The following is a 17,418-nucleotide window of genomic DNA, read 5'->3' on the forward strand; positions in this document are numbered from 1 at the left end:
ACATTACATAAACAAGGGCACTGTATTCAATGTGAACACAGTGCCCTCTTTCTTTTAGAAAACCACTTCCCTACCTATAGGAATACTAATTATTCTGGAGCAACATCTGAATGAGTGCCGCCTGATCATCAAGACCGGATGCATCCTGAATGGTGATAACCTGTTCAGGAGCTTCTGGGGCTTCAGATTTAACTGTAATCGTAAAGTTGCCACTATCGCCTGAGATATCCACGTACTCTTCGATATTGCTGGCAGAAAGATCAATTCGCTCTTCTGCGCCACCAAGGACACTGCTTATATCTATTGTATCGCCTTGAGTTGCATCAAAGTTGATAATTAGCACATCATCGTTGCCTTCTATATGGAACCTGTCTGTCGCGTCATTTTCGCCTGTGATGTCGTTAATGGAATTGCCGTCCAGAATGATAGGGCCACCGCCCATGTCGTCAGAGGAGCTGTATATGATGTCATCGATGGTGTCTTTTGTAATAAAGATATTCGTTTCCGAACTATTTCCTTCACCATCGTCGATGGTTAACTTCAATTCTGTTAGTCCGCTTGGCAAGCTTGCACCAGTGACAAGTGGTGTAATCTGACCACTTTCATTTACTGAGAAGTCGTCAGATGTAGAACCATCCGGATTTGTCAGGGTGTATGTCGAGTTTTCATCAAAGTCTGCAAGACTGGCAAGAACTCCATCCTGAGCTATATCATTATCAATATGAATTGTAGAACTCGTCGTCTGGAGATTTTCTGTCAAGCTGATGTCGTCAAGCATAACGCCAACCGTTGCGTTGGTAGCTTCATAAAATTCAACGGTAAGTTCTCCAGCACTATTCAGCCCCAAATCAGACACAGGGACTGTGATCTCCAATGTTTGCCATTCGTTACCGGAAACAACATTTTCAGCAATAAGTACAGTGCCAAGGAACACTGAGAACTGCTGGGTACTTAGAATATCTACTCGAGCTTTGTAGTCAAACTTAAGAGTTACGCTTTCACTGTCTGAATCAACGGTAACTGTCTGTTTCAAATTATTTTGAGTGATGTTATCGGCCGAAAGTTCAGCAATAGTATCATTTTCCTCGTTATTGTTTGATTCGCCCCAAAGCAATGAACCCGCCTGTTGCAATTCTACAACTCCAAAGTCATTAGTCCAATGTGCTGATCCATCTTCAAAATCACCATTCAACAGAAGCTCTCGAGACTGTGTAAGTCCTTGGAACTCTGGATTTGCGGCAATGTAGGTCGTACTGTCTGCAAACGTTGCGGAAAAGCCATCTAAATCTCCAGCGTTCACTTCGACTGTAATCTGATGGTTCGCATCAGCCGCCGTTAACGTGTAGTCGCTGCCTGTGGCGCCATCAATGGCTTCTTTGCTATCGCCTTCGCCTCGATACCATTGATATTCGGCAATGATATCACCATCAAGGTCAACAAGGTTGCTGATGTCAGCGATTAATAACCCGCCAACCTCTGCTGTTCCTTGTATTTCAACAGAGCCAGTTGTCGGAAGGTCAGCGTTGAGGATGTTAACACTAAACTCGCTGGATGTTTCAACAGAACTACCAGTGTCTTCGGTTGAAATTGCCCGAACAGTCACATCAAAGCTGGCATTGTAGCTTTCTGGAGATGTGAGCAGTAATTCGTTAGCACTCATACTGGAAACATCAGCTATTCCATTCTCACCTACGCTTAGAGTGATGACTCCATCTGTAATCACACTTCCTTTTGGAAGACCTTCAAGCATCACACTTAAAGACTCTGAGCCATCCAGATCAGCCAGACTGGCACCTACGTCCAGAACAATGGATTCACCACTCGTTATTGAAATAGCGGCATCGCTTTGTACATCGATGCTCACTGTTCCCACAGTAGTGTTGTCACCATCACTGATTTCATAGGTAAAGGTATCTACCCCTATGTATCCCTCTGCTGGAACGTAAGAGAGTGTACCATCCCCATTGTCAACAACAGTACCGTGCCCTGCTTGGGAGAAGTCTGTAATCTCCAGACTTGCGCCTTCAGGGTCGAATGCGTCGGCAAGTACGTTTTGAGTAGTAAAGCCGCCGTCCTGAACCTGAATTCTTACGTCATAGTTTTCTACTGAAGGTGCCCAATTGGATGGTTCCATATTCAGTTCAAAAGATGTGTGGGAATTGTTGGTTGCAACCCCGATTTGACCATTGTTTAGCGGAGTTCCAAAGTCGTGAGATATTTGTTCAACACCGTTGGAAAAGATTGTTGCAACACCGCCATCAATGTTTAGACTAATTTCATTAGGAACATCTGTATCTAGCTGAATGTATTCGGTTCTTGCAATCCTAGTATGTTCTCCATTCTCAACTTGTTCAATTTGCCATCTATCTGCACCAATACGCGCAACAGCCATTTTGTAGTTATTAGCATCTTGGTAGTCGAAGACAATAGCACCATTGTGCCACGGGCTATCGTCATGAGCGGTGACTACAATATTCAGCGTGAAGCTTTCATCAAGTGTTCCTGCAAAGTTGATAGGACTAACAGCCCAATCTCCAGCACCATCGCTAGTGACTTCTATTTCCGTGCCATTAATTTGCCAATCGTGATCATCGAGTTCAACCGAATGCGGTGTGCCGTCAAAGACATTGCTGTCGAATTTGATCATGGAAATGTTGTCATAATTAATGGTTGCAGTATTTCCTTCGTCATCAATCGTTACGGTCAATGTTCCAGAATCGTTATCAATGGATACGTTACTGCCGACAAATGAAGACAAATCGATTGTATTGTTCCCAATTCCACCGTGGACCGTATACGTTTCGCCAGCCTCAAGATTATCAAAAGAAAATACATCGTTAAAATCGGAACCGGTCGCTTCATTGGTTTCCCAACGATCTACGTCACCATTTACAGTTTGAGCATCATGGTTTGTTAAATCAAAGCTAACACCTGTGCTTGCTTCACTAAAGTCGGCAGTATCATTGAATACTGCGTCCGTATTGGCGACCTGAATGAAGAGTGAAGGCGCATCTGCAACAGCATTAACGGCTAGGATTCCGCTGGAAGAGACAGAGGTAGTACCGTCGTAGACGTCGTAGTTAACATTAATGCTACCGCTGAAGTTATCCGTAGGTGTGAAGTTCCATGTGCCGTTTCCGTTATCGACGAATGCCCCGTTTGTTGAGGTCAGGTTTACGACAGATAAGGTGTCACCATCAACATCGTTAGCATTTGCTAGGAGCTGGGTTTCACTAATAACGATTGTACCATCTTCAGTCATTGTTCCAAGATCAACATCTCTTGCTACAGGGGCATCATTAACAGCTGTAATGTCAAGATTTGCCGTTGCAGAAGCCGTGGCAGTGCCGTCTGATACTGCGAAGTCGAAAGGTACATTCTCACCATTGTAGTTTTCAGTTGGTGTAAAGGTATATGAACCGCCACCATTGTCTGTCAGTGTACCTACGTCTTCCGACAGGCTCACATTGGTAATAGTCAGGTTGTCTCCGTCTGCATCGGTACTTGAGGCTAGAAGGTCAGCATCAGTAAAGGTGAGTACTCCATCTTCAGCAATCGATCCAAGGTCAATATCGCCTACAACAACCACGTCGTTTACGCCTGTCACGTTAAGATCAATAGTTTGAGTCGAGGCTTCCCCGTTCTCATTGGTGACAGAAACAGACACGCTATCAGCACCATTGTAGTTTTCATCAGGTGTGTAGAGAATGTTACCCGCTGCATCCAAGGTAACTGTCCCGTGTGTTGCGGATAATGAGTTGCTGACAATTTCACCATTCACGTCATCGACGGTGGCAATTATCTGTGCAGTATCTTCTAGAAGAGTTGTTCCAACAACCGAGATTCGAGGAGCGTTATTAATGTTTTCAACAAAAACGGTTACTGTGGCCGTGTCTTCACCACCCTGCCCATCACTGATTGTGTAAGTAAAACTTGCTTCGCCATCAAAGTTAACTTCCGGAGTGAAGACTACATTGCCTTCTGCATCAAGAGCGACCTCTCCATGCGTGTCTGCCGTAGCAGTTACTTCGGTAATGGAGATCGAGTCGTTGTTTGGATCAGAGTCGTTGCCAAGTAATAGCGTATTGTCGATAACAAGTGGCGTTGCCTCAAACGTTGTGTAAGGATTATTGCCCATCTCAACATCGCCAGTAATAGAGAGCTTATATGGTCCACTTGTTTGTGCGCGATACGAACTTACCCGGATCTCGTAGTTGCCCGGATCAAGGTCGTTGATCTGTAGATAGGAGTCGTACGCATGGAGTGAACCATCCTCTCTACCAAGGCTGCCGCCATCATCATTGTATGCGATTCTGTTGCCATCATCGTCCCATACTTCAACCCATATATCCAATTCTTGCTGAGTTCCGCTACCATCTAGATCTTGGTAAACGTCGTCTTGATTCGAGTTATTATAATCAGCACCTTTTTCTGTAAGAGCATCTAGGATTAATTGTCCGCCATTATGCTGGAACTCGTAGACGTCCACAGCAGAATTGGCTCCAAGAATGCCGGTTACTGATGTGTCTTGTGTGTCGTATGTTTCCCAACTCTCACCGACTGCTTCAGGATTAAGATTGCCAGCCGTAATGGTCACGCTCTGCGTAGAGGTGCTTCCATCGGCACTGGTTGCAGTGGCCTCAAAAGTAAAGTCGCTGGCATCACCGAATTCAATTTCGCCACTAGTAAGAATTCTACCGTCTTCTCCTACTGTGAACGGGACGTCGTCAGGCAATGAATAGGTTACTGTGTCTCCATCTACATCCACTGCATTCAGGGTTATTCCCACATAGGTACCGGCCGGAACGTTTTCGCTAACAACGTTACTACCAGCATCAGTATCCGTAAGAGCCCCGACGTCATCATTTATGGCAGTAACATCAAGAGTCGCAGTAGCAGAAGTCGCGGTTGTGCCATCAGAGACAATGAAGCTGAATGGTACATCTTCGCCATTAAAGTTATCAGCTGGTGTGAAGGTGTAATTACCACCTCCATTATCTGTAAGTGTGCCCACGTCTTCCGACAGGCTCACATTGGTGACGATTAAGTTATCGCCGTCAGCATCAGAGCTTGAGGCAATAAGGTTGGCGGCTGTAAATGTCATTGCTGTATCTTCAGTAGTTGCGCCAAGGTCAATGTCGCCAACAATAGGCGCATCATTAATCGCTGTAACGTCCAAAGTTGCGGTAGCTGAAACCGTGGCAGTGCCGTCGAACACGCTGAAGGTAAACGGAATATCTTCACCATTGAAGTTTTCGGCTGGTGTGAAGGTATAAGTGCCATCGTCGTTGGTAAGTGTACCTACATCTGCGGACACGCTTACGTTGGTAACGGTCAAGTTGTCGCCATCAACATCAGAGCTAGAGGCAAGAAGGTCAGCGGCTGTAAATGTCACTGCTGTATCTTCAGCCGTTGCGCCAAGATCAATGTCCTCAACGATAGAGGCATCATTCACCGCTGTAACATCTAAGGTCGCGGTAGCTGAAACCGTGGCAGTGCCGTCGAATACGCTGAAGGTAAACGGAACATCCTCGCCATTGAAGTTTTCAGTTGGTGTGAATGTGTAGGTGCCATCGGCGCTTGTAAGTGTGCCCACATCTCCAGATACGCTTACGTTGGTAACGGTCAAGTTGTCGCCGTCAACATCAGAGCTAGAGGCGAGAAGATCAGCGGCTGTAAATGTCACTGCTGTGTCTTCAGCTGTTGCGCCAAGATCAATGTCCCCAACGATAGAAGCATCATTCACCGCTGTCACATCAAGGGTCGCAGTCGCAGAAACCGTGGCTGTGCCGTCGAATACACTGAAGGTAAACGGAACCTCTTCACCATTGAAGTTTTCGGCTGGTGTAAAAGTGTAGGTGCCATCAACGTTGGTAAGTGTACCTACATCTTCAGACACACTAACGTTGGTAACGGTCAAGTTGTCGCCGTCAACATCAGAGCTAGAGGCGAGAAGATCAGCGGCTGTAAATGTCATTGCTGTATCTTCAGAAGTTGCGCCAAGGTTAATGTCGCCAACAATAGGTGCATCATTAACCGCTGTAACGTCCAAATTCGCGGTAGCCGAAACCGTGGCTGTACCGTCGAATACACTGAAGGTAAACGGAACATCTTCGCCATTGAAGTTTTCGGTTGGTGTGAAGGTATAGGTACCATCGACGTTGGTAAGTGTACCGACATCTCCAGATACGCTTACGTTGGTAACGGTCAAGTTGTCGCCATCAACATCAGAGCTAGAAGCTAGAAGATCAGCGGCTGTGAATGTCATTGCTGTATCTTCAGCCGTTGCACCAAGATCAATGTCCCCAACGATAGAAGCATCATTAACCGCTGTAACATCTAAGGTCGCGGTAGCCGAAACCGTGGCTGTTCCGTCGAATACGTTGAAGGTCAACGGAACATCTTCACCATTGAAGTTTTCGGCTGGTGTAAAAGTGTAGGTGCCATCAACGTTGGTAAGTGTACCTACATCTTCAGACACACTAACGTTGGTAACGGTCAAGTTGTCGCCGTCGACATCAGAGCTGGAGGCGAGAAGATCATCGGCTGTAAATGTCACTGCTGTATCTTCAGCCGTTGCGCCAAGATCAATGTCCCCAACGATAGAGGCATCATTCACCGCTGATACGTCTAGTGTTGCAGTCGCAGAAGCTGTTGTTGTGCCATCAGATACGGTGAAGCTAAAAGGCACATTCTCACCGTTGTAGTTCGTGGTAGGTGTGAATGTGTAGCTACCGCCGCCGTTGTCTGTGAGAGCTCCCACTTCTGCTGATAGACTCACCTCGGTAACAGTCAGGTTGTCACCATCAACATCAGAACTTGAGGCTATAAGGTCTGCGTCAGTGAATGTGATTGTACCGTCTTCAGCTATTGATCCAAGATCAACATTTTCTGCAACAGGGGCATCGTTGATAGCTGTGACATCAACGTTTGCTGAAGCAGTAACCGTAGTTGTTCCATCAGAGACAGTGAACGAGATCGGCACGTCTTCGCCATTGAAGTTGGCGGCAGGTGTGAAGGTATAGCTATCACCACCGTTATTCGTAAGTGTACCCACGTTTGCAGATAAGCTTACATTGGTAACGGTCAAATCATTACCTTCAACGTCAGAACTCGAGGCAAGGAGGTCGGTGGCTGTGAATGTTATTGCGGTATCTTCAGCCGTTGTACCTAGGTCAATGTTTCCGACGACGGGTGCATCGTTTATTGCTGTGACGTCAAGGGTGGCTGTTGCAGAACCTTCTGTTACTCCATCAGATACGGTGAAGTCGAAAGGCACGTTCTCACCGTTGTAGTTTTCGGCTGGTGCAAATGTATATAGACCATTTCCAGTGTCCGTAAGTGTACCTACGTCGGCAGCCAAGGTCACATTGGTAACGGTCAGGTCGTCGCCATCAACATCAGAACTTGAGGCAATAAGATCCGCATCAGTGAATATTATTGTGCCATCTTCTGCTACTGATCCAAGGTCAACATCTCCAACAACGACTGCATCATTTACGTCTGTAACGTTAATGTTAATAGTTTGCGTCGAGATGCCTCCGCTATCATCAGTGACGGAAATCAACACACTGTCGGCGCCATTGTAGTTTGCGTCAGGTGTATAGAGAATGTTCCCATCCGTATCTAGCGAGACTGTTCCATGTGTTGCAGACAAAGAGTTGCTGACAATCTCACCATCAACATCGCTGGCGGTGGCAATTATCTGTGCTGTATCTTCTGTAAGAGTAGTTTCAACAACTGAGATCTGAGGGACATCATTAATATCTTCTACAAAGACAGTGACAGTGGCAGTGTCTTCGCCACCACGACCATCGCTGATGGTATATGTAAAGCTTGCCTCGCCGTTAAAGTTTAATTCCGGAGTGAAGACTACATTGCCTTCTGCATCAAGAGAGACCTCTCCATGTGTGTCTTCGGTGGCATTTACGTCAACTATGGAGATGGAGTCATTGTTTGGATCAGAGTCATTGCCCAGCAACAAGGTATTGTCGATAACAAGCTGAGTATCTTCGAATGTTGTGTAAGGATTTTCACCCATTTCAACATCACCCTGAATGGTTATTTTGTAAGGTCCGCTTGTTTGCGCACGGTATGAGCTGACACGAATTTCGTAATTTCCGGGATCAAGATTATTGATATCCAGATAGGAGTCATAAGGATGGAGAGATCCATCATCTCTGCCGCGGCTTCCACCGTCATCGTTGTAGGCTACCCTGTTGCCGTCGTCGTCCCATACTTCAATCCAGATATCCAATTCCTGTTGAGTTCCACTACCGTCGAGATCTTGATAAACGTCGTCCCGATTTGAGTTGTTTGAATCAGAACCTTTCTCAGTTAAAGCATCAAGAATCAGCCTTCCGCCATTATGCTGGAACTCATAGACATCCACTGCGGAGTTTGCTCCGAGAATGCCCGTTACAGAAGTATCCTGAGTATCGTATGTTTCCCAGTTTTCTCCAACCGCTTCTGGATTAAGGTTGCCAGCCTCAATGGTGATTGTTTGAGTTGAGGAGCTTCCGTCAGAACTGGTTGCTGTTGCTTCAAAAATGAAGTCTCGAGTGTCACCAAATTCAATTTCATTACTGGTAAGAATTCTGCCGTCGTCTCCAACCGTAAATGGAACGTCATCTGGTAATGAATATGTTACTGCGTCCCCGTCAACATCCACGGCGTTCAGGGTAACACCGACGTAAGTACCGATTGGTACGCTTTCATCAACAACGTTGCTACTAGCATCAATATCTGAAAGATCTCCGATGTCGTCATTCACATTCAGAACGGATATTGCAACTTGTTGTGTGCTTTCGCTGCCATCCTCAGATTGTGCGCGCACTACTAAGTTTTGATTAGCGTTCGCGTCATCAGCGTCAACATCAACAACCGCAGGGTCTGTAACTGTGATTACACCATCTTGATTGATGGCAAATCCTTGTACAGGGTTTCCGTTAGCGTCTTCTATTGAATACGTAATGCTTCCTGCGGTGAAATCTGCATCTTGAGCTGTAATCGTGCCCACGGTGCCGTCTGTTTCATTCATCGTGAACATAAAGTTTGCTGCTGCACTACCATCATTGTTTTGAGCAGGATCAAAGATTATTGGGTTATCGTTAACATCCTGAACAGATATGGTGATCTGTTGCGTATTAACACTGCCGTCTTCCGCTGTCGCACGGACAATCATATTCTGGAGTGAATTCGTGCCATCAGGGTCCATGTCTACAACGGACTGATCAGTAATGGTGATGTTGCCGCTCTGATCAATGGCAAAGCCTTGGACTGGATTGCCGCTAGCGTCTTCCAGTGAGTATGCGATGTCGCCTGCGGTAAAGTCGTTGTCAGCCGCAGTTATGGTACCCACATTGGCATCAGCTTCAGTGATAGTGAATGTGTAATTCGTTGCCGGACTGCCGTCATTGTTTTCAGCAGGAGCAAAGATAACTGGGTTATCATCTACATCCTGAACGGAGATGGTGATCTGCTGAGTATTAACACTACCGTCTTCAGCTACTGCACGGACAACCATGTTCTGGAGTGCATTCGTGCCATTAGGGTCCATATCCACAACGGACTGGTCAGTAATGGTTATATTGCCGCTCTGATCAATGGCAAAGCCTTGGACTGGATTGCCGCTAGCGTCTTCCAGTGAGTATGCGATGTCGCCTGCGGTGAAGTCGTTATCAGCGGCAGTGATGGTGCCCACATTGGCATCAGCTTCAGTTATAGTGAATGTGTAATTCGCTGCCGGACTGCCGTCATTGTTTTCAGCAGGAGCAAAGATAACTGGGTTGTCATCTACATCTTGAACGGAGATGGTGATCTGCTGCGTATTAACACTGCCGTCTTCGGCTGTTGCACGGACGACCATATTTTGAAGTGCATTTGTGCCGTCAGGGTCCATGTCCACAACGGATTGGTCAGTAATGGTAATATTGCCGCTCTGATCAATGGCAAAGCCTTGGACTGGATTGCCGCTAGCGTCTTCCAGTGAATATGTGATGTCGCCTGCGGTAAAATCGTTATCAGCCGCAGTGATGGTGCCTACATTGGCATCAGTTTCAGAGATGGTGAATGTATAGTTAGCTGCTGGGCTACCGTCACTGTTTTCAGCAGGAGCAAAGATAACTGGATTGTCATCTACGTCCTGAACAGAGATGGTGATCTGCTGCGTATTAACACTACCGTCTTCAGCCGTCGCACGGACAACCATATTCTGAAGTGCATTTGTGCCGTCAGGGTCCATATCTACAACGGACGGATCAGTAATGGTGATATTGCCGTTCTGGTCGATGGCAAAACCTTGTACAGGTTCACCGTTAGCGTCTTCCAGTGAATAGGAAATGTTGCCTGCGGTGAAGTCGTTATCAGCGGCAGTGATGGTGCCTACATTGGCATCAGTTTCAGAGATGGTGAATGTATAGTTAGCTGCTGGGCTACCGTCGCTATTTTCAGCAGGTGCAAAGATAACTGGGTTATCGTTTATATCTTGAACTGAGATTGTAACGTCTTGGGTGGTTACACTGCCATCATCCGCTTCTGCTCGAACAACCAAATTTTGAAGAGCGTTGATTCCATCTGGGTCGATGTCTACAACCGTAGAGTCAGTAACGGTAATAACTCCGCGTTGGTCGATAGCAAACCCGTTTGCCGGTGAACCATCGGGATTCTCCAGTGAGAATGTTATTTCGCCGGATCTAAAGTCAGCATCAGATGCTGTAATTGTTCCTACAACAGCATTTGCTTCAGTTATTGTGAATGTGAAGTTCTCAGCGTTGCTGCCATCACTATTCGTAGCAGTTTCAAACACAACATCGTTAACATTCACGTCTGGTGAAGATGTAATGGTTACTGGGATTGTGGTTTCAATTACTTCAGATGGAGTTGAAAGATCAGCGTCAGCACTGGTGGCTTGAACATCGAGATCATACGTAACATCAAGGCCTTCAACAGATTTAATATTAACCTGTTGTAAGTTGTATAAACCGCCAGTTGTACCGGTGAAACCGAAATGAACATTCGTGCTGTTCGCAAGATGTTGACTTAATCCCCCAGTTAATGTTGCGGTTTGTCCTTCAAAAGTAACAGTGAAAACTTCTGCTGTAGCATCCCAAGCGAAGGTGGCTTCGTGCCATAATCCGTCTTCGAGGTCTGACGTCTGGATAGCTTGTGAGTGATCAGAACCATGACGCAAATCTCCATCAGTATGAATCGAGACATGATCTTGCCAAGGGTCACCAAGGTCAGAGTTTCTATACGTGTCAAATTCGACAACAACTGCGTTGTCGATATTAGCGCCAAGAGAGCCGCCGTGGGTTGTATCTGCTGGGTTAAAACCATCTGGATGCAGCACGAAGGTGATACCATCTGCACCATTGGATGAGCCAAGGAATATATCTGTGGTAATACTGAAGTCTTGTGTCAGGTTAAGTGTTTGGTCAGACCATATTGCACCATCCTGTGACTGTGCCGCGTCAGTTAGCGTATAGATACCGTTTGATTCATATGCTGTACCTAAAGCACCGAAAGTTGCCACGCCGCCTTCGTTGTCCAGTATTACACCCTCTTTAACTGTGATTTCACCTGTCTGAGAGTCAATTTCAAATTTGTCGGTATGGTTTAACAATTCGTATGTAACATTTTCTGTGTAGTCGAAGTCTTTTGCTTCTACTTGAGTAACCACACGTGAGCCATCTTCTGGATTAACTGTTTCTTCAATAACTACCGGTTGAATTGTGCTGTCTGTAAAATCAACAACATGCTCGTTGATTGGCTCAACAGTGAGCTGTACAGCCTGAGTATTTTCGCTACCATCTTCAGATTGGGCACGAACGACAAAGGATTGGAGTTCATTTAAACCGTTAGGGTCAAGATCTACAGCATCCGGGTCGGTAACTGTGATGCTACCGTTTTGGTCAATGGCAAAACCTTCGAGCGGCGTGCCATCTGCGTTTTCAAGTGAATATGTGATGTCGCCTGCTGTAAAGTCAGCATCCTGAGCCGTAATAGTGCCAACAACTCCGACGGTTTCATTCATGGTGAACATGTAGTTCTGCGCAGGGCTGCCATCATTATTTTGTGCCGGGTCAAAGATGAGCGCGTTGTCGTTGATGTCTTGTACTGTAATAGAGATCGGTTGCGTGCTCACGCTACCATCTTCAGATTCAGCTCGTACCACGATATTTTGAAGTGCGTTTACACCGTCAGGGTCAACATCAACGATATTCTGGTTGGTAATGGTGATGTTGCCACTTTGATCGATGGCATAGCCAACTATCGGTGAACCATCCGCATTTTCGAGTGAATACGTAATGTTACTGGCTGTAAGGTCGTTGTCGCTCGCGGCAACGGTGCCCACCACTGAGTCGGATTCTGTGATTGTGAATGCGTAGTCCGGTAACTGTGATCCGTCACCACTTTCTGCTGGGTCAAAGATAACGGCGTTGTCATTCACGTCCTGCACCGCAATAGTAATAGGCCGTCCACTAATGCTGCCGTCTTCGGATTCAGCTTTCACAATTAATTTTTGACGTGAATTGCCTCCATCGGGGTCAACATCAATTACGGTTGGGTCAGTAACTGTAATGACTCCATTTCCATCAATTTCAAAGCCATCGGCTGGTGACCCATCCCTGTAGCTCAACGAATATGTAATCTCGCCTGCTGTGTAGTCATTGTCAGTCGCAGCAACAGTTCCCACAACAGAATCTGTTTCTGTAATACTAAAGACATAGTTTGATAACGGTGCTCCTTCATTGTCTTCGGCCGGAGCAAAAATTACAGCATTGTCGTTCACATCCAGAACGTTGAGAGATACTTCCTGTGTTGACTCACTTCCGTCATCTGCCTGTGCTCTCACAACAAAGCTTTGGAGAATGTTTTCACCATTTGGGTCGATATCCAGAACATCCGGATTGGTCACAGTGATGACACCATCCTGATCGATTTCAAAGCCACTGACGGGCGAACCATCGCTATTTTCTAATGAGTACGTAATGTCGCCGGATCTGTAGTCTGCATCTGTCGCATTTATGGTGCCGACTACTGTGTTTGTTTCAGTTACGGTAAAATTGAAGTCTTCAGCCGTGGTACCGTCACTGTTTGTCGGTGTATCAAATTGTACGTCATTAACGTTAACGTCTGGGGAAGAGGTTATTGTAACTGGGATAGTGGTTGTAATAACTTCGTTCGGTGTCGCAACGTTAGCGTCTGCACTAGTAGCTTGAACATCCAGATCGTAGACCTGATCAATCCCGTCAATAGAGAGGATATTTACTTGCTGTAAATTACCATTGTTCGCAGTTGAACCGGTAAAGCCAAAGTTGACTTCAGTACTATTTGCCAGATGTTGGGTTATGTCACCACTAAGTGTTGCAGTTCTTCCTTCAAAGGTAACTGTAAAGACCTCATTGGTTGCATCCCATGTGAAGGTCGCTTCATGCCAATCTCTATCTTCAATATTTGGAAGTTGTACAGGCCGAGATTCATGCGTCACATTGCCATCTGTATGGATAGCAATATGATCGAACCCCGGATCACCCTGTGAGCTGTCTTTATTTGTATCAAACTCAACAACAATGGCGTTATCTATGTTTGCACCAAGCTCTGAGCCACCAGAAGTTGTTGAAGGATCAACAACACCTGGGTGAAGTACGAAGGCAATTCCTTCGCCGCCGGGGGAAGCTCCGAAGTAAAGCTCAGAGGTAATGGAGAAGTCTTTTGTTAGATCAAGAGGTTGATTAGACCAGATGGCGCCGTTTTCCTGCATAGAAGCTTCAGTGAGCGTGAACACACCGTTTGACTCGTACGCTGAGCCAAGCGCATCAAGGCCGCCACTCGTTGCATTATCTAGAATGACCCCCTGCTTTACTGTGATTTCACCCGTTTGAGAATCAATCTCGAACTTGTCTGTGTGGTTAAGCAGTTCGTAGGTAACGTTTTCTGTGTAGTCAAAATCCTTTGCTTCCACTTGTGTTACAACGCGGGAACCGTCTTCTGGATTAACCGTTTCTTCAATTACAACAGGTTGGATAGTGCTATCAGTGAAGTCGAGTGCATATTCGTTAACTGGCTGTACCGTAAGTTGTACGGATTGCGTACTCTGACTACCGTCTTCTGACTGGGCACGGACAACAAAAGACTGGAGCTCGTTTAGACCATCCGGATCGAGTTCTACAACAGAAGGATCGGTAACTGTGATGTTGCCGTTTTGATCAATTGCAAAACCATTCAATGTTGAACCGTCTACGTTTTCGAGTGAATAGGTAATGTCACCGGCGGTAAAATCAGCATCCTGTGCCGAAACAGTTCCAACCACACCGGCGGTTTCATCCATGGTAAACATGTAGTTAGGTGCAATTGTGCCATCATTGTTTTGTGCAGGATCAAAAATGACAGGATTGTCGTTAACATCCTGAACTGAGACGGTAATTTGCTGGGTGTTGACGCTTCCATCTTCAGATTGTGCACGCACAACATACGTTTGTTGTGCGCTTACGTTGTTTGCGTCCACATCAACTACATTTGGATCTGTGATAACAATGTTACCGCTTTGGTCGATAGTAAATCCGTTTACAGGCGATCCGTCTGTATTTTCGAGTGAGTAGGTGATGTCACCGGCGGTTCGGTCAATATCCACCGCTGTAACGGCCCCCACAGCGGTATCCGCTTCTGTGACAGTAAATGCATAGTTGGGCACAGGTGTTCCATCACCACTTTGTGCAGGAGCAAAGGCGACAGGGTTATCGTTGATATCTGTCAAAGAGATAACTAACTGCTGTGTTGTGGATGCGCCGTCATTGTCATCGACTTTTACGTCGAGGGTAATGGTATCACTGGTATTTGGTGCATCGATATCAAATGGTTCACCGGCATTATTAAATGGTCCACCAGCTGTAACCTTTATTTCGCCTGAGTTTTGATTAATTACAAAACCATTTTGCTCAAGTGATCCGTCAGCAAAAGAAAATGTGAGATTTTCAGAATCGATGTCACTTGCTACAGCATGTGCAATAACTGTATCCGTCGGAAGGTCTTCTGGAATAACTATCGGTGCGGTGATGGTCGCAACTTCTATAAGGCTGATATTGTCAACAGCCATACCATGGTTGTCTCCGCCCTCTCCTGTTTCATAAAACGTAAGGACGTTGTCGCCAGCGCCAGCCGTAACCGCAACGTTTACTTCTACCCAGTCAGGCCCCGTTCCATCTGGCAGATCAATTGGCACTTCAATGCCATTCCATACAACTTTTAAGTCTCCTGAATCCGTATCACTGCTGTTAAACGCAGCAGCTTTATTTTTAATGAAGAACGTAAGTTGGTATGGCTCACCTTCGTCAATGATTGCGTCATTAATTACCTGCGTCATTCCAACGTTTCCGATACGTCCAGAACCATCAGGGCTTGCACCTAGATCCATGTAGTTTTCAGCATCGGCTGAGCCAAGGCCGCCGTGTGCTTCGTCATGAACTTCCATTTGATCTCGAGGGTCAATAGGATTTCCCTCAGCATCGAACTGAGTTTTGGTCCACCCTGGAAGTACGTTAAAGCCTTGCCATCCGCCTTCCGGAATTGACACACCGTCTGTATCTTCGAAGCTACCGTTAATAATGATGTTTGGATTCGTATTGGTTGGTACTTCAAATGTTAATGTTGGCGCATCGTTAACAGGGAGGACATCAATGGTTGCCGTTTCTGTTACGGTCGCCCCACTTGGGTCCGTAGCTGTCACATCAAAAACAAAATCTGTGTCGGTGTTTGGTGCCGGAGTAAAAGAATACGTTGTTCCAACTTCGATTTCGTTGCCAGACTGAAGTACCACGGTTAGCCCGCCAGCGCCTTCATATGTGACAACACCAAGTTGAACTGGATTTGGGGTATACGTCAGGGTTAAGTTATCGCCATCAACATCAACGATGTTCATATCGCTGATGATGGAAGCGGCCGTAAATGTAACCGGCACTGTCGCATCTTCTTCAATTGTGCCAATAAGAGCATCGGCGGCAGTAGGCACGTCGTTCACAGGGTCAAAGTTCGCACCGATGGTACGCTGAATGGATGCGCCTTCCTGATCCGTAATGGTTAGATTGAATTGGACATCACCGTTGAAGTTTTCAACGGGTTCAATGACGTATTGCTCATTAACAGCGTCGTATGAGATGTTTTGAATATTCGGATTGCTGGTAGTCAGGTCGAGAATGACATTCTGGCCGTCTTCAACATCATCAATGTTTAGGCTGGAGATGATTTCTGCACGGGTAATGTACAGGGTTTGGTCTTCCACACCCGTATCGAAATTAGTAGTCAGATCGGCAGTCGGCATGTCGTTCACAGGATCAAAGTTTGCACCGATGGTACGTTGGATTGATGCCCCTTCCTGATCGGTAATTGATAGGTTGAATTGCACATTACCGTTGAAGTTTTCAACGGGTTCAATGACATACTGCTCACTCACGGCATCGTATGAGATATTCTGAATATTTGGATTGGCTGTGGTCAGGTCGAGAATGACATTCTGCCCGTCTTCCACGTCAGCAATGTTCAGGCTGGAGATGATGTCTGCACGGGTAATGTACAGGGTTTGATCTTCCACACCCGTATCGAAATTAGCAGTCAGATCGGCAGTCGGTACGTCGTTTACAGGATCAAAGTTCGCACCGATGGTTCGCTGGATTGATGCCCCTTCCTGATCGGTAATTGATAGGTTGAATTGCACATTACCGTTGAAGTTTTCAACGGGTTCAATGACATACTGCTCACTCACGGCATCGTATGAGATATTCTGAATATTTGGATTGGCTGTGGTCAGGTCGAGAATGACATTCTGCCCGTCTTCCACGTCAGCAATGTTTAGGCTGGATATGATGTCTGCACGGGTAATGTAGAGGGTTTGATCTTCCACACCCGTATCGAAATTAGCAGTCAGATCGGCAGTCGGCACGTCGTTCACAGGATCAAAGTTCGCACCGATAGTGCGCTGGATTGATGCCCCCTCCTGATCAATAATGGACAGGTTGAACTGCACATCACCGTTGAAATTTTCAACTGGCTCAATGACGTATTGCTCATTCACGGCGTCGTATGAGATGTTTTGAATATTTGGATTGTCGGTAGTCAGATCAAGAATGACATTCTGCCCGTCTTCCACGTCATCAATATTCAGGCTGGAGATGATGTCTGCACGGGTAATGTACAGAGTTTGATCTTCCACACCCGTATCGAAATTAGTCGTCAGATCGGCAGTCGGTATGTCGTTTACCGGATCAAAGTTAGCAGCGATGGTACGCTGGATCGATGCCCCTTCCTGATCGGTAATGGACAGGTTGAATTGTATATCCCCGTTGAAGTTTTCAACCGGCTCAATGACATACTGTTCATTGACGGCATCGTATGAGATGTTCTGAATATTCGGATTGGCTGTAG

Annotated in this window: 1 protein-coding gene; it reads right to left on the bottom strand. The window is 46.1% G+C overall.

Annotated elements, in window-relative coordinates; genetic code table 11:
- Positions 1–85: 85 nt before the first annotated feature.
- The gene (locus MKHDV_RS01595) at positions 86–17,401 is read right to left on the bottom strand and encodes a tandem-95 repeat protein (protein ID WP_371415994.1); all 17,316 of its coding nucleotides are present in this window, start codon (positions 17,399–17,401) and stop codon (positions 86–88) included.
- Between the last annotated feature and the right edge of the window lie 17 nt (positions 17,402–17,418).

The sequence above is a fragment of the Halodesulfovibrio sp. MK-HDV genome (assembly GCF_009914765.1).
GTDB lineage: Bacteria > Desulfobacterota > Desulfovibrionia > Desulfovibrionales > Desulfovibrionaceae > Halodesulfovibrio.